Annotated in this window: 15 protein-coding genes; 3 read left to right on the top strand and 12 right to left on the bottom strand. The window is 72.8% G+C overall.

Annotated elements, in window-relative coordinates:
• Positions 1-106: 106 nt before the first annotated feature.
• From folK to ACFWPT_RS16975, 5 genes are all read right to left on the bottom strand, one after another.
• Entirely contained in the window at positions 107-706 is a 600-nt protein-coding gene (gene folK, locus ACFWPT_RS16995) for a 2-amino-4-hydroxy-6-hydroxymethyldihydropteridine diphosphokinase (RefSeq protein WP_063348245.1), read from the bottom strand.
• Between the two features lie 40 nt (positions 707-746).
• The gene (gene folB, locus ACFWPT_RS16990; protein ID WP_063351209.1) at positions 747-1,106 is read right to left on the bottom strand and encodes a dihydroneopterin aldolase; all 360 of its coding nucleotides are present in this window, start codon (positions 1,104-1,106) and stop codon (positions 747-749) included.
• Positions 1,107-1,353: 247 nt separating this feature from the next.
• Positions 1,354-1,851 carry a nuclear transport factor 2 family protein gene (locus tag ACFWPT_RS16985; protein ID WP_063348246.1) on the bottom strand — a complete coding sequence of 166 codons (498 nt, stop codon included), beginning with the start codon at positions 1,849-1,851 and terminating at the stop codon, positions 1,354-1,356.
• Positions 1,848-2,735, bottom strand: a complete 888-nt coding sequence (gene folP, locus ACFWPT_RS16980) for a dihydropteroate synthase (RefSeq protein ID WP_063348247.1) — start codon at positions 2,733-2,735, stop codon at positions 1,848-1,850. Before folP ends, ACFWPT_RS16985 begins: the two co-directional genes overlap by 4 nt.
• A gap of 68 nt (positions 2,736-2,803) precedes the next feature.
• Positions 2,804-4,642, bottom strand: coding sequence for a phosphatidylglycerol lysyltransferase domain-containing protein (locus tag ACFWPT_RS16975; RefSeq protein WP_380482419.1), 1,839 nt, complete (start codon positions 4,640-4,642; stop codon positions 2,804-2,806).
• Between the two features lie 376 nt (positions 4,643-5,018).
• Between ACFWPT_RS16975 and ACFWPT_RS16970 the strand changes: the two genes are divergently transcribed.
• Positions 5,019-6,173, top strand: coding sequence for an alpha/beta hydrolase (locus ACFWPT_RS16970; RefSeq protein ID WP_380378140.1), 1,155 nt, complete (start codon positions 5,019-5,021; stop codon positions 6,171-6,173).
• Between the two features lie 62 nt (positions 6,174-6,235).
• Here ACFWPT_RS16970 and folE read toward each other — a convergent pair whose 3' ends face one another.
• The 6 genes from folE to dacB form a co-directional block, all read right to left on the bottom strand.
• Positions 6,236-6,841, bottom strand: coding sequence for a GTP cyclohydrolase I FolE (gene folE, locus ACFWPT_RS16965; RefSeq protein WP_063348250.1), 606 nt, complete (start codon positions 6,839-6,841; stop codon positions 6,236-6,238).
• A 104-nt stretch (positions 6,842-6,945) separates the two neighbouring features.
• Positions 6,946-9,000: an ATP-dependent zinc metalloprotease FtsH gene (ftsH, locus tag ACFWPT_RS16960; RefSeq protein WP_063348251.1), complete on the bottom strand. Its 2,055-nt coding sequence runs from the start codon at positions 8,998-9,000 to the stop codon at positions 6,946-6,948.
• A 228-nt stretch (positions 9,001-9,228) separates the two neighbouring features.
• Positions 9,229-9,783: a hypoxanthine phosphoribosyltransferase gene (gene hpt, locus ACFWPT_RS16955; RefSeq protein ID WP_063348252.1), complete on the bottom strand. Its 555-nt coding sequence runs from the start codon at positions 9,781-9,783 to the stop codon at positions 9,229-9,231.
• Positions 9,784-9,853: 70 nt separating this feature from the next.
• Positions 9,854-10,981: a tRNA lysidine(34) synthetase TilS gene (tilS, locus tag ACFWPT_RS16950; RefSeq protein WP_363376734.1), complete on the bottom strand. Its 1,128-nt coding sequence runs from the start codon at positions 10,979-10,981 to the stop codon at positions 9,854-9,856.
• Between the two features lie 279 nt (positions 10,982-11,260).
• On the bottom strand, positions 11,261-12,436 hold the full coding sequence (locus ACFWPT_RS16945) for a zinc-dependent metalloprotease (RefSeq protein ID WP_380482417.1): 1,176 nt from the start codon (positions 12,434-12,436) through the stop codon (positions 11,261-11,263).
• 98 nt (positions 12,437-12,534) lie between these two features.
• Positions 12,535-14,196 (bottom strand): D-alanyl-D-alanine carboxypeptidase/D-alanyl-D-alanine-endopeptidase, encoded by a 1,662-nt coding sequence (gene dacB / locus ACFWPT_RS16940; RefSeq protein ID WP_380482415.1) that lies wholly within the window; start codon positions 14,194-14,196, stop codon positions 12,535-12,537.
• 76 nt (positions 14,197-14,272) lie between these two features.
• Here dacB and ACFWPT_RS16935 point away from each other — a divergent pair, with 76 nt between their 5' ends.
• Positions 14,273-14,764: an inorganic diphosphatase gene (locus ACFWPT_RS16935; RefSeq protein WP_063348256.1), complete on the top strand. Its 492-nt coding sequence runs from the start codon at positions 14,273-14,275 to the stop codon at positions 14,762-14,764.
• 215 nt (positions 14,765-14,979) lie between these two features.
• A complete protein-coding gene (locus ACFWPT_RS16930; RefSeq protein WP_063348257.1) occupies positions 14,980-15,648 on the top strand; it encodes a heme oxygenase (biliverdin-producing) in 669 nt (222 codons plus the stop codon).
• Positions 15,649-15,742: 94 nt separating this feature from the next.
• Here ACFWPT_RS16930 and ACFWPT_RS16925 read toward each other — a convergent pair whose 3' ends face one another.
• Positions 15,743-17,407, bottom strand: coding sequence for an HtaA domain-containing protein (locus ACFWPT_RS16925; RefSeq protein WP_380482413.1), 1,665 nt, complete (start codon positions 17,405-17,407; stop codon positions 15,743-15,745).
• Positions 17,408-17,430 lie beyond the last annotated feature (23 nt).

Raw genomic sequence — 17,430 nt, 5'->3', positions numbered from 1 at the left:
CCCGACCGGGCGGGCACCCGCGCGAACGGCGGACACCTACTCGTACGGCCGGGCCCCCCGGTCGAGTTCCCCGGCCGTCCTCACCGGGCCGCCGGGCCGCGGCCGGTCACTCCGGCAGCGTCAGCCGGATGTCGTCCCGCCGCCGGACGCCCTGCGCGCCCGGGCCGCCGAGCGCGTCCAGCAGTGCGCCGACCTGCCCGTGCCCGGGCACCTCGGCCTCCGGCTGGGCGTCCAGCCAGGGGGCGAGCACGAAGGCCCGCTCGTGCGAGCGCGGGTGCGGCAGCAGCAGCTGCGGGTCGTCGCTGAGCACGCCCTCGTAGGCCAGGATGTCGACGTCCAGGGTCCGCGGACCCCAGTGCACCGTCCGGACCCGCCCGAAGGCGTCCTCGATCGCGTTGCCGCGCTCCAGCAGGTCGCGCGGCGGCAGCGAGGTGCGCAGCACGACGACCGCGTTGTAGTAGTTGGGCTGTTCGTCCGGGCCGCCGACGGCCTCGGTCTCGTAGACCGCGGAGACGGCCTTGATCTTGAGCCCGGGGGTGTCGGCGAGCGCGTCGACGGCGCCCTGGAGGGTGTCCAGGCGGTTGCCCAGGTTGCTGCCGAGTGCGATCACCGCGCAGTGCTGGCTGTGCAGTGTGGTGTCGGCGGAGTCCACCCGGCTCTCCAGGTCGAACGTGGTCGGCGAGGCGGTCGGGTCGCTGGTGCTCATCGAGATCCCTCTGCAACTGGAACGGGGCGCACGGCGGCGGTCATGCGCGGCCCCGGTGAATGGTCACGGTCACGTCGTCGAACGGCACGGTGATCGGGGCGTCGGGCTTGTGCACGGTCACCTCGACCTCCTCGACCGCTTCGTGCTTCAGGCACTGGTCGGCGATGCGCTGGGCCAGGGTCTCGATCAGGTCGACCGGCTCCCCGGCGATGATCGCGGTGACCTCCTCGGCCACGAGGCCGTAGTGCGCCGTGCGGGTGAGGTCGTCGCCGGACGCGGCGGGGCGGGTGTCCAGGTACAGCACGAGGTCGACCACGAAGGTCTGGCCCTCGATGCGCTCGCGCTCGAAGACGCCGTGGTTGCCCCGGGCACGCAGCCCCCGCAGGGTGACGCGGTCCAGCAAACGAATCACTGCTCCCAGTCGGACGGGCCCCACCCGGAGAATGGCATGGACGGGCGGGGCGAAGGCGGGCAGCACACCCGCCACTCCGTTTCGAATCTACCCGCGGGCGCTGACAACGTCTGACCGTCCTACCCGGCACGAACCGTCGCCACGCGCACCGGAATGGCGATTGACGTGAACGTTCGGTGACCACTCGGGAATTCCCGGGCGACCTCCCGGCGGCGTTTTCCGAAGGCCGCCCGAATCAGTCCTCGTCCTCGTCGTCGCCGCTGGTCAGAACGGGTGAACCGTGGTGCGACCAGAGCTTCCACCCGCCCGGGGTACGGCGGAACAGATTCGTGGATACGACCTTTCCGCCGACCAGCGGACCGAGTTCCCCCTCCTCCTCCGCCTCGCCGCCGGAGAGGATGTTCTCGGTGCACGTGACAAGGGCCACATCTCCGTGGACCTCGGCCTCGACATCGGTCAGGAAGAACTGGATGTACTCCGTGTTCATCATGATCAGCATGTACGAGCGGGTCACCTGCGCCCGCCCGCGCAGCACCGGCCAGCCGGGGTGCACGCACACCACGCCGCCCTTGTCGTCCGCGTCCGCGGCGCCCAGCCAGGCGTCCTCGACCGCCTCCAGGTCCCCCTCCTCCAGTGCCTGGTAGAGCGCCTGGTTCGCCGCGAGCACCGCCTCCAGGTCCGCCTCGCGGGCCTGGCCGGCCGTTCCGCCGCTCAGCCTGCCGTCACCTGTCACAGACCCTCCCTCACCCCTTGCCGGGCCGCGTGCTGCCAGGCCGCGACCACCCGGACGGCGTCCGCCGTGCCGGACACGTCGTGCACCCGCACCGCCCAGGCGCCGGCCTGGGCCGACAGCACCGACACCGCGGCGGTCGCGTCGTCGCGCTCCCGGGCCGGGCGCAGCGCCCCGGATTGCGGGTCGGCCAGCAGCGTACCCAGGAACCGCTTGCGCGATGCGGCGACGAGGACGGGACGGCCGAGCGCGGTGAGCGCGTCCAGCCGGCCGAGCAGCGCCCAGTTGTGCTCGGGGGTCTTGGCGAAGCCGAGCCCCGGGTCGAGGATCAGCTGGTCCTCCTTGACCCCGGCCGCCAGCAGCGCGTCCACCCGGACGGCCAGCTCGGCGACGACGTCCGCCACCACGTCCCGGTAGACCGCCAGCCGCTCCATGTCCGCGGACTGGCCGCGCCAGTGCATCACCACGAAGGGCGCGCCGGTGTCGGCGACCACCTGTGCCATCGCCGGGTCGGCGAGCCCGCCGGAGACGTCGTTGACGAGCGCGGCACCGGCCGCCACGGCCTGCTCGGCGACGGAGGCCCGCATGGTGTCGACCGACACCACGACCCCGGCCGCGACGAGCTCGCGCACCACCGGCAGCACCCGGCGCAGCTCCTCCTCCTCGGGCACCCGCTGCGAGCCGGGCCGGGTGGACTCGCCCCCGACGTCCACCAGGTCCGCACCGCGGGCGCGCAGGGCGAGCCCGTGCGCGATCGCCTTGGCGGGGTCGTGCCAGAGGCCGCCGTCCGAGAAGGAGTCGGGCGTGACGTTGACCACACCCATCACGGCGCAGCGGTCGAGCCGCGGCAGTCCGGCCGGCAGCGAGAAGGACGGCGAGTTGCTCATGTGCCCATTATCGAACGGGGCCCCCGCCGAGGATTCTCGGCGGGGGCCCCGTTGGTCGCGGCGGTGCCTCAGGCGGCCTCGGTGACGTCGCGGGCGCCCGGGGTGGGCATCAGGCCCTCCCGCTGGCGCCGCCGGCCGAAGCGCGGCATGCCGAGGGTGATGAAGGCCTCGGCCTGCATCGCGGCGAAGCCGATCCGCGGCAGGTCCCGGGTGTTCGGGAAGACCAGGAAGCGCGGTTCCCACTCGGGCTGGAACTTGGCGTTGAACTTGTACAGCGATTCGATCTGGAACCAGCGCGAGAGGAACACCAGCAGTCCGCGCCAGGCCCGCAGCACCGGGCCGGCGCCGATCCGCTCGCCGCGGGCCAGCGCCGAGCGGAACATCGCGAAGTTGAGCGACACCCGGCGCACGCCCATCGCGGGCACGGCCTGGAGGGCGGCGACGATCAGCAGCTCGTTCAGGCCCGGGTCGGCCGCGCGGTCGCGGCGCATCAGCTCCAGCGAGATGCCGTCCGGCCCCCAGGGCACGAAGTGCAGCACGGCCTTCAGGTCGTCGCCGCTCTCGCCCTCCTCCGGGGCCTTGTGGGCGGTGACCACCACGCAGTCGTCGTCCAGCGGGTCGCCGAAGCGCCCGAGGGCCATCGAGAAGCCGCGCTCGGTGTCGGTGCCGCGCCAGCGGGCGGCGGCGTCGGCGATCCGGTGCTTCTCCTCCACGCTGAGGTCGCGGACCCGGCGCACCTGGCAGGAGTAGCCGTTGCGCTCGATCCGCTTGACCATCTGGCGGACGTTGCGCATGGCCCGGCCGGCGAGCGAGAAGGTGGCGGTGTCGACGATCGCCTCGTCGCCCAGCTCCAGCGCGTCCAGGTCCGCCTCGCGGGTCCAGACCTCGCCGCCGACCTCGCTGCAGCCCATCACGGCCGGCACCCAGGCGTGCTCGCGGGCCTCGGCCATGAACACCTTGATCGCGCCCGGCCAGGCCTCGACGTCGCCGACCGGGTCGCCGGAGGCGAGCATCACGCCGGAGACCACCCGGTAGGAGATCGCGGCCTTGCCGGTGGGCGAGAACAGCACGCTCTTGTCGCGGCGCAGCGCGAAGTAGCCGAGCGAGTCGCGCTCGCCGTGCCGGGTGAGCAGCTCGCGGACCTTCTCCTCGTCCTCCGGGGTCAGCTCCGGCTTGGGCTTGCCCGGGCGCAGCGCCAGGTAGGCGGTGGTGAAGGCGGTCAGCAGGCCCAGCCCGCCGAGCAGGTAGGCGACCAGGTCGGACATCCGGACGTTGTTGTACCGGATCGGCCCCTCGAAGCCGAACAGCCCGTACACGACGTGCTGGAGGCGCTCGGGCAGGGCCGGGTAGCCGATCTCGTACTTGGTCCGGGTGCTCACGATCAGCAGGCCGAGCAGCACGCTGACGGCGCCCATCACGATCAGGTTGACCAGCGCCCGCCAGCGGGTGCGCGGGTCGGCCTTGGCGTAGAACTCGCGCTGGTGCACCAGCATCACCACGAAGACCGCCAGCGAGACCACGGCCGGGCCGACCTGGTGCCAGCGCACGATGTGCAGCGCGGCGCCGACCGGCAGCAGCACGCACACCGCCCGCCAGGCCCGCCGCTTGCGCCGGCGCAGCGCGTGCGCGAGCAGCACCAGCAGCAGGCCGACCATCATCGTCCCGACCGCGGCCAGCGAGGTGGTGCCGCCGGGCAGCTGCCCGGTGAAGGTGTGCATCTTGGAGTGCCGGAGCTTGGGGAACACCGCGCTGGCGATGTCGACCAGGCCGATCAGCAGACAGGCGTACCCGACCGCGCGGGGCAGCCAGGCCCTCGGAACGGCCGCCGCCTGGGTGCGAAGCGTCTGCAGGCCGCGTCGACGACGCGGCTGCTCGGGGCTCGGCTCAACGGACACGGGAACGCTCATGGAAGCTCAGCGTAGAGGCTGCGGGACGCCGTCCGGTCACTCCGGGGGAGCACGTGTGATGGACCTTCAATGCCTTTTCCTTCATCAGGCAATGCGCATACCAAGGATCCGGAAACGGTCGGTAAACCGGTGCCGTGGGCGCGCTGCGGTGGAGCCGGGGACGGAGCCGAAGGCCTGCCGCCGCGTGGCGCGGCAGGGTCCTCCGGTACGCCGTACGTACGGTGGACGCCGCATTCTAGGGCGCCGGTTGCCTGCAGCTCCCCCCGCCCTCCCAGCTCGCCCGGGCATCCGGACAGCCTAGTCGCGGTGGCCGGAGCTGACGGGCCGCCAGACGATGAGGCGTGCACCGACAGTGTCCCATCGGAAGGCCGACTGCATGGAACTGACCAGCGACGCACTGGTGAACTCGCTGCTCGCACTCGGCGCCGCGGCTCTCGTCACCACCCTGTGGCTCTGGCCGCGGCTGGCGCGCCAGCGCCCGCTGCCCGTCCTCGGCCGGATCGGCCTGCTGACCGTCACTCAAGTCGCGGTCGTGGCCGTGCTGGCGCTGGCGGTGAACAACTCCTTCGGGTTCTACACCTCGTGGGATGACCTGCTCAGCCCCGGCAGCACCAAGCTCGCGCTGACCAGCAACGAGAACCACAAGGGCGGCACCTCGGCCTCGGACACGCCGGTCCAGCCGACCACCGAGGGCGGTCTGGAGACCGTCACCGACCTGCCCAAGGGCCCGCCCGAGGAGACCGGCAAGGTCGAATCGGTCCGGGTCACCGGCAAGGAGACCGGGCTGTCCGACCAGCTGTTCGTCTATCTGCCGCCCGAGTACTTCGACCCGAAGTTCGCCCTGGTCCGCTTCCCCGTCCTGGTCGCCATCTCCGGCTTCCCCGGCACCACGCTCAACCTGATCAAGGAGCTGCCCGTCCTGCGCACCGCGGGCGAGCTGCAGAAGTCCGGCAAGATGCCGCCGACCATCGTGGTCATGGCCCGCCCGACGGTCGCCCCACCGCGCGACACCGAGTGCGTGGACGTCCCCGGCGGCCCGCGCGCCGAGACCTGGTTCACCAAGGACCTGCCGGAGGCGCTCCGCACCGCCTACCGGACCGGCCGCTCGGCCGCCTCCTGGTCCGTCTTCGGCTACTCGACCGGGGGCAGCTGCGCGCTGCGGCTGGCGATGCGCTTCCCGAACGTCTACGGCAGCGGGGTGGGCCTGCACAGCGAGTACAAGGTCAAGGAGGACCAGTTCACCGGCGGCGACCTGTTCGCCGGCGACGCCGTCCTGGCGCAGCAGAGCGACCTCGACTGGCGGCTGACGAACCTCCCGGCCCCCGCCCTCTCGCTGCTGGTGGTCTCCTCCCGCAAGGAGGGCGACTTCGCGCAGACCCTCCAGTTCGTCGGCCACGCCCAGCAGGTCGCCGCGGCCAACCCGCAGTTCAAGGTCGACTCGCTCTACCTGGACGACGGCGGCCACAACTTCGACAGCTGGACCCGTGAGCTGCCGTCCTCGCTGGAGTGGATCGGCGAGCGGCTCGGCTGACGCGGGCGGGTGGCGCGGGCAGGCGACGGCCGGCCGGTCCGAGGGACCGGCCGGCCGTTGCGCTATCGGCCGATGATGAGGCTCATCGCCTCGGCCCGGGTCGCCGGGTCGCGCAGCTGGCCGCGGACGCACGAGGTGATGGTCTTGGCGCCGGGCTTGCGGATGCCGCGCATCGACATGCACATGTGCTCGCACTCGACCACGACGATCGCCCCGCGCGGCTCCAGGATCCGCATCAGCGCGTCGGCCACCTGGCTGGTCAGCCGCTCCTGCACCTGGGGGCGGCGGGCGTAGACGTCCACCAGCCGGGCCAGCTTGGACAGGCCGGTGATCTTGCCGCTGGCGGACGGGATGTACCCGACGTGCGCCACGCCGCGGAACGGCACCAGGTGGTGCTCGCAGACGGACGTCAGCTCGATGTCCTTCACGAGCACCATCTCGTCGTGCCCGAGGTCGAAGGTGGTGGTGAGGACGTCCTCGGGCTCCTGCCAGAGGCCCGCGAATATCTCCTTGTAGGCGCGCGCGACCCGGGCCGGGGTCTCCAGCAGCCCCTCGCGGTCCGGGTCCTCACCCACGGCGAGCAACAGCTCGCGGATGGCGTTCTCGGCCCGCTTCTGGTCGAAGGTCCCGACGGTGGGTGGACCGTCGAGCGTCACCGGGTCGATCATGCGGGCCTCGCTTACTTGGGACGACTTTGCTGAACAGCACGGATGCCGCGTCTCCAGGGTACAAACCCCGGTGACGCGGCATCCATTCCGTACGGTGCGCGGGATCAGCCCTCGGCGGGCGGCTCCGCGCTCGGCAGCGGCGGGAGCTTCACGATGTCCACCGGGGCGGTGTCGATCGCGGCGGCGCCGTTGGTGAGCGCCAGCTCCTTCGGGGACTGCACCGGAGGCCGGGTGGACGGCGTGCGACGGGACGAGCCCGTCCAGGCCGGCCGGGCCGGGCGCCGGACGATCGTGGCGAAGATCTCCGCGATCTGCTCCTTGTTCAGGGTCTCCTTCTCCAGGAGCTCCAGAACCAGGTTGTCGAGCACGTCGCGGTTCTCGACCAGGATCTCCCAGGCCTCGTTGTGCGCGTTCTCGATGAGCTTCTTGACCTCTTCGTCCACCAGCCCGGCGACCTCTTCCGAGTAGTCGCGCTGGTGGCCCATCTCACGGCCCAGGAACGGCTCCGCGTTGTCCGAGCCGAACTTGATGGCGCCGAGCCGCTCGGTCATGCCGTACTGGGTCACCATGGCCCGGGCGGTGGCGGTGGCCTTCTCGATGTCGTTCGACGCACCGGTGGTCGGGTCGTGGAAGACCAGCTCCTCCGCCGCGCGCCCGCCCAGCATGTAGGCCAGCTGGTCGAGCATCTCGTTGCGGGTGGTGGAGTACTTGTCCTCGTCCGGCAGCACCATGGTGTAGCCGAGGGCCCGGCCGCGCGAGAGGATCGTGATCTTGTGCACCGGGTCGCTGTTGGGGCACGCCGCCGCCACCAGGGCGTGGCCGCCCTCGTGGTACGCGGTGATCTTCTTCTCCCGCTCGGACATGATCCGAGTGCGCTTCTGCGGACCGGCCACGACGCGGTCGATCGCCTCGTCCAGGATGCCGTTGTCGATCAGCTTCTTGTCCGAACGGGCCGTCAGCAGAGCGGCCTCGTTGAGGACGTTCGACAGGTCCGCGCCGGTGAAGCCGGGGGTGCGCTTGGCGACGGCCGAGAGGTCGACGTCGGGCGCGATCGGCTTGCCCTTCTGGTGCACCTTGAGGATGTCCAGCCGGCCCTGGAGGTCGGGGCGCTCGACCGAGATCTGACGGTCGAAGCGGCCCGGGCGCAGCAGCGCCGGGTCCAGGATGTCGGGGCGGTTGGTGGCCGCGATCAGGATCACGCCACCCTTGACGTCGAAGCCGTCCATCTCGACCAGCAGCTGGTTGAGGGTCTGCTCGCGCTCGTCGTGACCGCCGCCCAGACCCGCACCGCGGTGCCGGCCGACGGCGTCGATCTCGTCGACGAAGACGATCGCCGGGGCGTTCGCCTTGGCCTGCTCGAAGAGGTCGCGGACGCGGCTGGCGCCGACACCCACGAACATCTCGACGAAGTCCGAGCCGGAGATCGAGTAGAACGGCACCCCGGCCTCGCCCGCGACGGCACGCGCCAGCAGGGTCTTGCCGGTACCGGGCGGGCCGTAGAGCAGCACACCCTTGGGGATCTTGGCGCCGACGGCCTGGAACTTGGCTGGCTCCTGGAGGAACTCCTTGATCTCGTGGAGCTCCTCGACCGCCTCGTCGGCGCCCGCGACGTCCGCGAAGGTCGTCTTCGGGGTGTCCTTGGTGAGCAGCTTGGCCTTGGACTTGCCGAACTGCATGACCCGGGAGCCGCCGCCCTGCATCTGATTCATCAGGAACAGGAAGACCAGGACGATGATGACGATCGGGAGCATCGACAGCAGCAGGCTGACGAAGGTGCTCTGCTTCTCGGGGCTGATGGTGTAGCCCTCGGCGAGCGTGCTCTGGTCGTTGTCGTTGATCTGGGCCTGGAGCTTGTCGGCGATCGCAACACCCTGGTCGCCGATGTACGAGGCCTGGAACTTGCTGCCGGACGGCGTCTTGCCGGTACCGGCGTTGGACAGCGTGGCGCCGTCCTTCAGCTGGATCTTGATGGTGTTCGAGTCACCAGTGGTGATCTGCGCCGACTTGACCTGCTTGGCGTCGATCGCCGCGACGACCTGCCCGGTGTCCACCGTCTTGTAGCCGTTCGAATCCGAAACGACCTGCATCAAGACGATGACGGCGAGGACGGCCAGCACGATCCACATGATCGGCGCACGGAAGTATCGCTTGACGTCCATCCATGCGGGGCGTTGCCGCCCCGTCCCTCCTGCCACTCAACGGCGCCGCGGGCTGGGTGCCGCCGGCGCATCCTGGTCGGTGCTCATGTGAAGAGCGGTTTTAATGGACCGTACCGCAGTCACACCCGCGCATGGCGGGAGCGCAGCGACACGGCCGTCGTTCTTGGTCCCCCCGGTCCAACGGGCGGGAACCGGCTCCTGTTCCCATCCGTAGCCCGAACGGAGTCCTCAGCCCCCGTAGACGTGCGGAGCGAGCGTCCCGATGAAGGGCAGGTTACGCAGCTTCTCCGCGTAGTCCAGGCCGTAGCCGACCACGAACTCGTTCGGAATGTCGAAACCGACGTACTTCACGTCGATCTCGACCTTGGCCGCGTCCGGCTTGCGCAGCAGGGCGCAGACCTCCAGCGAGGCCGGGCCGCGCGAGCTCAGGTTGCCCAGCAGCCAGGACAGGGTCAGACCGGAGTCGATGATGTCCTCGACGATCAGGACGTCCCGGCCGGCGATGTCGGTGTCCAGGTCCTTCAGGATGCGGACCACGCCGGAGGACTTGGTGCCCATGCCGTAGGAGGACACCGCCATCCAGTCCATGGTGACCTGCGAGTGCAGGGCCCGGGCGAGGTCGGCCATGACCATCACAGCCCCCTTGAGGACGCCGACGATCAGCAGGTCCTTGCCTGCGTAGTCCCGGTCGATGCGCTCGGCCAGCTCCAGGAGCTTGGCGTCGATCTCGTCCTTGCTGATGAGCACCTTCGCGAGGTCAGCGCCCATGTCGTTCTGGTCCACCGGGGATACGTCCTCAAACGTTCGGGGTCTGTGTGGCCGGCGGCCGACTACCCCGGGACATGCCCGCCCGTCAGTCGCCCTGCCGCCGAAAGACCAGCGTGCCACACCTGCGGGTGGCCTCGACGCCCCCGGGTAGGTGCAGCGGCCCCTGGCCGCGCCATCCGGTGACCAGCAGGTCGATCGTCTCCAGGTGCCGCGCGAACAGGTCCCCGGCCGGGCAGCCCGCCCGCAGCGCGGCCCGGCGCAGCACCCGGCGGCGGACCGCGGGCGGGAGTTCGGCGAGTTTCACGGCGTCCAGGGCGCCCTCACCCGTCCGGAGGTCGCGTTCGGCCAGGGAGGCCCACTGGTCGAGGGCGTCCGCGTCGTCGCGGAACAGCCGGGCGGTGCGGGCCAGCGCCTCGACCACCCCGCCGCCCAGGTGCTTCTCCAGCACCGGCAGCACCTCGTGCCGGACCCGGGAGCGGGTGTAGGCGGGATCACAGTTGTGCGGGTCGTCCCAGACCGGGATCGCCTGGGCGGAGCAGGCCTGCCGGGTGGCCGCCCGGTCCAGCTCCAGCAGCGGGCGGCGGTAGCGGCCCTTCTGCGCCGGCATCCCGGCCAGCGAGCGGGAGCCCGAACCGCGCGCCAGGCCCAGCAGCACCGTCTCGGCCTGGTCGTCCCGGGTGTGGCCGAGCAGCACCGCGACCGCGCCGAGCCGTTCGGCGGCCGCGTCCAGGGCCGCGTAGCGGGCGTCCCGGGCGGCGGCCTCCGGGCCGCCGGACCGGCCGACGCGCACCGGGATCGCCTCGACCGGGTCCAGGCCGAGCGAGCGCAGCCGTTCGGCCACCTGGGCGGCCCGGTCGGCGGAGCCGGGCTGCAGGCCGTGGTCCACGGTGACGGCGCCGACCCGCAGGCCGATCTTGGGGGCTTCGAAGGCGGCGGCGATGGCCAGCGCCATCGAGTCGGCGCCGCCGCTGACGGCGACCAGCACCAGCGGGGAGCCGGGGGCGGCCGGGGTCCGGGGCAGTCCGGACGGGTGCCGGGCGGCGTTGCCGATCAGGGTGGTGCCGACGGCGGCGCCCACCAGGGGCGCCCCGGCCGGGCGCTCGCGGGGCTCGCGCACGGGCGCGGTGAAGGTGGTACCGGCCTCGGCGGCGAGGTCGGTGAGCGTGCGGCGGACGGCCAGGCGTATCGCTGCGACTGCGGGGTGTGGACCCACGGCGGACGACTCCTCGACGGAGGGGACAGGACGGCGGCTCGCGCGGCTGGGCCGCGCAGCTTCATGAGCGCCCTGTTACCGGGCGCTCACAGATGGTGGCAGAAAGGAGCACCCCGCTACGCCACCCGCGCCACCGGTACGACCACCGTCCCACGTTCGGGTGAATGGAGAAACGTATCTTCACCCTCCGGCTGCCCGATTGGACCACTCGTACGAGCGGGTTTGACCACCACCGACCACCGCGCGGCGCTTGGGGTCCGAGCCCCGTCCGCGCCCGCCTCAGCGGGCGACGCGGGCGACCCAGGCGGCCGGATCGTGGATCTCCTCCTTGGTCGGCAGCGTGTTCGGGGAGGTCCAGACCCGGTTGAAGCCCTCCATGCCGACCCGCTCCACCACCCCGCGCACGAACACCGCGCCGTCCTGGTACTGGCGCAGCTTGGCGTCCATGCCGAGCAGCCGGCGCAACAGCAGGTCGAGCCGGTTCGCCCCGCGGTCCCGGCGCTGCTGGAACTTCTCCCGGATCTCCGCCACCGTCGGCACCACCGCCGGGCCGACCCCGTCCATCACCACGTCCGCGTGGCCCTCCAGCAGCGACATCACCGCCGTCAGCCGGCCCAGGATCTCGCGCTGCGCCGGCGACTGGACGACCTCCATCAGCCCCGCCGACGGCACGCCCTCCCGGCCCCCGACACCCGGCAGCCCGCCGCCGAGCGAACCCGCCGCGTCCCGCAGCCGGTCCAGCAGGGCGCCCGGATCCACGTCCGTCTCCGCCAGGAAGGACTGCACCTCGGACTGGATGTGGTCGCGCAGCCACGGCACCGCGGTGAACTGCGTCCGGTGCGTCTCCTCGTGCAGGCAGACCCAGAGCCGGAAGTCGGACGGGTCGACGTCCAGCTCCCGCTCGACGTGCACGATGTTCGGCGCCACCAGCAGCAGCCGGCCCGGCCCCGGGCCCTCCGGCCCCAGCCGCGGCTTGTCGAACAGCGCCGCCGGGCTGTCCGGGGCCTCCAGCGAAGGCTCCGCCGGGGCGAAGGTCTCGTACTGGCCGAGCACCTTCCCGGCCAGGAACGCCAGCAGCGCGCCCACCTCGATGCCGGTGGCCTTCTCCCCCACCGCGCCGAACACCCCCGCCGTCGGGCTGCTCGCCCGGCGCGCCTGGAGCTTCTCCACCAGCGGCTGGACCACCGTGCGGAAGCCGGCCACGTTCGCCCGCACCCAGCCCGGGCGGTCCACCACCAGGACCGGCGTCGCGGTGGCCGCCGTCAGACTGCTCGACCGCATCCCCGTGAACGCCCGGACGTGCTCCTCGGCCTCCAGCGCGTGCCGGCGCAGTTCGGCGACCACGGCCGCCGCCTCCGCCCGACTCACCTCCGGCCCCGGCCGCACCAACCTGGTCGCGGTTGCGACCGCGAGATTCCAGTCGACCATGCCAGCACCGCCACTCGCGCTCGTCATGCCCTCACCGTACGTGCTCCCACCCACCAGCGGCAGCCACCCGCGACGAACACCCTCACCCCGCCCCCGGCGGGGCCCGGGGCGGGGGCGCGGGCGGGTCAGCGGCAGCCGCAGGTGGCGAGGCGGGCGGCGATGCGGTCCATGGCGGCGCGGGCGGTGTCGGCGGGGGCCGTGGTGCGGGTCATGACGGCGAAGGCGAGAAGGCGGCCGTCGGCGTCGACGACGGTGCCGGCGAGGGTGTTGACGCCGCTGAGGGTGCCGGTCTTGGCGCGGATCAGGCCGGCCGCGGCGGCGGCCCCCGAACCGCTCCCGTAGCGCTTGCCGAGGGTGCCGGTGAAGCCGGCGATGGGCAGGCCGGTGAGGACCGGGCGCAGGGCCGGGTGCTGGTCGGAGGCGGCCAGGGCGAGGAGTTGGACGAGGACGGCCGGCGGGACGGCGTTGCCCGGGTGCAGTCCGCTGCCGTCGTTCAGGGACACGCCCGTCATCGGCACGCCGAGCTTGGCGAGTTCCCGGGTGACGGCGGTGGCGGCGCCCTCGAAGCCGGCCGGCTGGCCTGCGGCGAGGGCCGCCTGACGGGCCATCGCCTCGGCGAGCTGGTTGTCGGAGGTGGTGAGCATGCGCTCGACCAGCCGGGCGACGGTCGGCGAGTCCACCCGGCCGAGGACGGTGGCGGCGGGGGCGGCCGGGGCGGCGGCGGGCTTGGCCGTGCCCTCGACGGTGACGCCCTGGGCCTTGAGCAGGGCGGCGAAGCTCTCGGCGGCCTTCCCGGCCGGGTCGGCGACCCGGGCCGGCGCCTCGTCACGGCTCTTGGGGTCCACCCTGCCCTCGTCGGCCATCAGCGGGACGACCAGGGCGATGTTCTGCGCGTCGTGGTTCTTGTGCTGCGGGTTGCCCGCGTACATCGACAGGTCGTAGTCGAGCTTGACGGTGGTGGTGCCGGCGGCCTTGAGGGCGGCGGCGGTCTGCCGGGCCAGGGCGTCGAGCGAGGCGGGGGCGGTGTCGGCATCGGCCGCCTGACCACCGATCTGGACCTGGTCGGCGGGCAGCGCGGTGAGCGTCGGGTCGCCGCCGCCGACCAGGGTGATCGTGCCGGGGTCCGCGCCCCGGACCACCCGGGTGGTCAGCCGGGTGTCGCCGGGGATCAGCGACAGGGCCGCGATCGCGGTGGCCAGCTTGGTGGTGGAGGCGGGGGTGCCCGGGGTGTTCTCGCCGGAGCCGTACAGGAGTTGACCGCCGGCGGCGTCCGCGACGGCGAAGGTGACGGTGCCGAGGCTCTTGTCGGCGACGGCGGCGGCGAGCGCCTGCTGGAGGCCCTGGGCGGTGGGTGCGGCGGCGGAGCCGCCTGCCTCGACGGTGGCCAGGACGGCGCCGGGGGCGGGGGCCGGGCGGGCGCCGCCACCCGGGGCGGCGGCGGAGCCGGTGGGGCCCACGGAGCCGGTGCCGCTGGGCGTGAAGCCGGCGGCGGTGCCGGGGGCGGTGGGCTGTTCGGCCGGGCGGGTGGCCGGGGTGTCGCCCGGTCCGGGCTTGCCGTCGCCCCTCCCCCGACCGCCCTTCCCACCGTCGCGGCCGTCGCGGCCGTCCCGGCCGTCGCCCCGGCCGTCGCCCTCGCCGTGCTCGGTGCTGTGGCCGCCGGGGCCCGGGGAGGGCTGCGCGTACGCTCCGCCCGAGGTCAGGACCGTTCCGGCGACCAGCAGGGCCGCTCCGAACAGTCCGGCGGCCGTCCCCCTGCGGCGGCGCGCCGCCCCGACCCCTGTTCCCACCGACCGGCCCCTTTCCCGAGCACTCACTCCCGTAGGAGACACTTGGATTCTGTCAGTCCCTACCTTGGAGGAACCGTTGGAATTCGACGTCCTTATCGAAATCCCGAAGGGCTCTCGTAACAAGTACGAGGTCGACCACGAGAGCGGCCGGCTGCGGCTCGACCGGATGCTCTTCACCTCGACCCGCTACCCGGCCGACTACGGCTACGTGGAGGGCACGCTCGGCGAGGACGGCGACCCGCTGGACGCGCTGGTGATCCTGGACGAGCCGACCTTCCCGGGTTGCCTCATCAAGTGCCGCGCCATCGGCATGTTCCAGATGACCGACGAGGCCGGCGGCGACGACAAGCTGCTGTGCGTTCCGGCCACCGACCCGCGCTGGGAGCACCTGCGGGACATCCACCACGTGTCGGAGTTCGACCGCCTGGAGATCCAGCACTTCTTCGAGGTCTACAAGGACCTGGAGCCCGGCAAGTCCGTCGAGGGCGCCAACTGGGTCGGCCGCGCCGAGGCCGAGGCCGAGGTCACCGCTTCGATCAAGCGTCTGGCGGAGCAGGGCGGTCACTGAGCCGTCGTTCCGATCTCGTTCGATCAGATCGTTCTGAGCAGTTCGAGGTAGGTCGGGGCAGCCGGAGGCCGGGGTTCGCGGATTCGTCCGCGGGCCCCGGCCTTCGCCGTGTCCGGGGCCGGGAGCGGCCGTCTTGCCGACAGCCTGTCGGCAAGACGGCTTGTTAGGTTAGGCTAACCAAAACAGTCGGGGCCGAATCCGATCCTGGAGGCCGCATGCCCACGCCCGAGCCCGTCCCGTTCTCCACCGCGCTCCGCACCGCCAGCAGCGAGGAGCACGAGGCCGCGGAACAGTCCTCGTTCATGAGCCACCTGCTGGGCGGACGGCTCGGCATCGAGGCCTACGCCGACCTCACCGGCCAGCTCTGGTACGTCTACCGGGCCCTGGAGAGCCGCGCCGGACACCTGGCGGAGCACCCGCTCGCCGGGCCCTTCATCGACCGGGCGCTGCTGCGCACCGCCGCCATCGAGCGCGACCTGGCGCACCTGCGCGGGCCGGACTGGCAGGACGGCCTGGCGCCGCTGCCCGCCACCGCCGCGTACGTCGCGCGGGTGGAGGAACTGGCCGAGACGTGGCCGGCCGGGTACATCGCGCACCACTACACCCGCTACCTGGGCGACCTGTCCGGCGGTCAGATCATCCGCGGCATCGCCGAGAAGACCTGGGGCTTCGAGCGCAAGGGCGACGGCGTGCGGTTCTACGTCTTCGAGGAGGTCGACAACCCGGCCGCCTTCAAGCGCGACTACCGGGCCCGGCTGGACGCGGCCGGGCTGGCGATGGACGAGGTGGAGCGGCGCCGGGTGGTCGAGGAGTGCAAGCGGGCCTTCGTGCTCAACGGCGCGGTCTTCCGGGACCTGGACGCGCGCTACCCGCTGAGCGCCTGAACGTTTCCCGTAAGACGCACCCGCCCGGGTGCGCCAACGGGCCGGCCCCGGCGAGCGGTTGCTCGCCGGGGCCGTCGCGCGTCCCGGGGGTGCGTCAGGAGCGCGCGCCGCGCCGGGTGCGCACCAGCACGGTGGCGCTGCCGCCGACCAGCAGCAGACCGGCCGCGGTGGCCAGCAGCGGGACCACCGGGGTCTGCGAACCGGTGGCGGCCAGCACGCCGCCCGCACCGCCCGCACCGGTCAAGCCGCCGCCGGTGGTCAGCGAGGCGCCGCCGACCGCGCCGGTGCCCGAACCCTGGCCTCCGGCAGGCTGGTCGGCGCCACCAGCACCGGCGCCGGCACCGGACCCGGCGGTCGGCGGGGTGGCCGGCAGCTTGGCGTCCTTGTCGAACGCCAGGGTGGCGCTGACCGGGTCCAGGGCCGTGCCCGCCGGGTAGTTGGAGAACACCGGGACGCCCTCGGCGGTGAGCGTGGCCGGGACGCCGGAGAGCGTCACCACGCCGTTGACCGGCTTCAGGGCGGAGGCGGGCACGTCCAGCTTGGCGATCCGCGCGCCGCTCAGCGACGTCGCCTTGCCGTCGGGGGACTTGCCGTTCACGTCGGCGGTCAGGAAGGCGCCGCCCTGGTCGATCGTCAGGCCCAGCTTGGAGAGCGTGGTGTCGAGCGCCCAGCCGTCCTTGCCGGGGTGGCCGAGGAAGCGGACCGAGCCGTCGAACGCGGCGGTCAGCGAGTGGTCGGCGGTGTTGTAGCCGCCGGTGGCGCCGCCGAAGCGGTAGTCGGCCGCGCCGCCGCCGAACTCGACCTTGCCGCTCGCCATCGGGGTGGCCAGGTACGCGCGGAAGCTCTCCTTGACCGTCCAGTCGAGGGTGCCGTTCAGCACCGGCAGCCGGCCGGGGGCACCGGTGGGCGCCGGGGTCCCGGTCGCGGACGGGGTGGCGCTCGTGGACGGCGAGGCGGTGGCGCTCGGCGACTGCGTCGCGGACGGCGTCGCGGTGGCCGACGGCGTGGCGGAGGGCGTGGCCGACGGCGTGCCGGTGGCGGACGGCGAGGCGGTCGGCGTGCCCGTGGCGGTCGGGGTCGATGTCGGGGTCGGGGTCGGGGCCGTCGGCGAAGCGGTGACGGTCGCCGTGGCCGTCGGCGACGGCGTCGCCGGGCTCTGCTTCAGCAGCAGCGACAGCGGGTCCATGTCCGTCCCGGCCGCGTAGAAGCCCGCGAAGGCCTTGGCGCCCTGCTCGGTCAGCTTCGCCGCCGTCGGCACCCCGGTGGTGGTGTCCCGCCCGACGGTGAACGTCACCAGCGGCACGTCGTCCCGTCGGGTGACCTCGGTGGCGCCCATCGACTCCTTGGACGCGGTGTCGGCGGTGAGCGTGCCGGTCGTCCCGGCGGTGGTGACCTTGAGGTCGCTGAGGGCGACGTCCAGCGCGCCGTGGTGGGCGGTGAAGCGGACCCCGCCGGTGAAGGAGGAGCTCAGCGCGTGGGTGGCGAGGTCGTACGTGGCGTTCGCCAGGCCGAAGTGGAAGGTGCCGTCGGCGTTGGTGGTGGCGCCGCCGGTCAGTTCGATGGCGCCGCCCTGGGAGGCCGGGCCGCTGACGTAGCTGCGGAAGCTGGCCTTCACGCCCCAGTCCAGCGCGCCGGTGTCGTACGTGACGCTGCCGGGGCCGCCCGCGCCGAAGGCCAGTGCGGGGGCGCCGAGGGCGGTCAGGCCGAGGCCGGCGGTGGCGGCCGCGAGGGCGGCCAGCCGGGTGCGGTTGCGGGACATGGTGGGTACTCCGTTCGGATGGG

The organism is Kitasatospora sp. NPDC058478, from assembly GCF_042720345.1.
In the GTDB taxonomy this organism is placed as follows: Bacteria; Actinomycetota; Actinomycetes; order Streptomycetales; family Streptomycetaceae; genus Kitasatospora.
Note: the sequence above shows the minus strand (reverse complement) of the source record. Positions and strands in the feature narration are given on the sequence as shown.

What these genes read in the sequence shown, in the direction of transcription:
- folE (WP_063348250.1), bottom strand. Translation starts at nt 6,841, where the DNA reads ATGATCGACCCGGTGACGCTCGACGGTCCACCCACCGTCGGGACCTTC.
- ftsH (WP_063348251.1), bottom strand. Translation starts at nt 9,000, where the DNA reads ATGGACGTCAAGCGATACTTCCGTGCGCCGATCATGTGGATCGTGCTG.
- ACFWPT_RS16970 (WP_380378140.1), top strand. Translation starts at nt 5,019, where the DNA reads ATGGAACTGACCAGCGACGCACTGGTGAACTCGCTGCTCGCACTCGGC.
- folK (WP_063348245.1), bottom strand. Translation starts at nt 706, where the DNA reads ATGAGCACCAGCGACCCGACCGCCTCGCCGACCACGTTCGACCTGGAG.
- folP (WP_063348247.1), bottom strand. Translation starts at nt 2,735, where the DNA reads ATGAGCAACTCGCCGTCCTTCTCGCTGCCGGCCGGACTGCCGCGGCTC.
- ACFWPT_RS16930 (WP_063348257.1), top strand. Translation starts at nt 14,980, where the DNA reads ATGCCCACGCCCGAGCCCGTCCCGTTCTCCACCGCGCTCCGCACCGCC.
- ACFWPT_RS16975 (WP_380482419.1), bottom strand. Translation starts at nt 4,642, where the DNA reads ATGAGCGTTCCCGTGTCCGTTGAGCCGAGCCCCGAGCAGCCGCGTCGT.
- ACFWPT_RS16925 (WP_380482413.1), bottom strand. Translation starts at nt 17,407, where the DNA reads ATGTCCCGCAACCGCACCCGGCTGGCCGCCCTCGCGGCCGCCACCGCC.
- ACFWPT_RS16945 (WP_380482417.1), bottom strand. Translation starts at nt 12,436, where the DNA reads ATGACGAGCGCGAGTGGCGGTGCTGGCATGGTCGACTGGAATCTCGCG.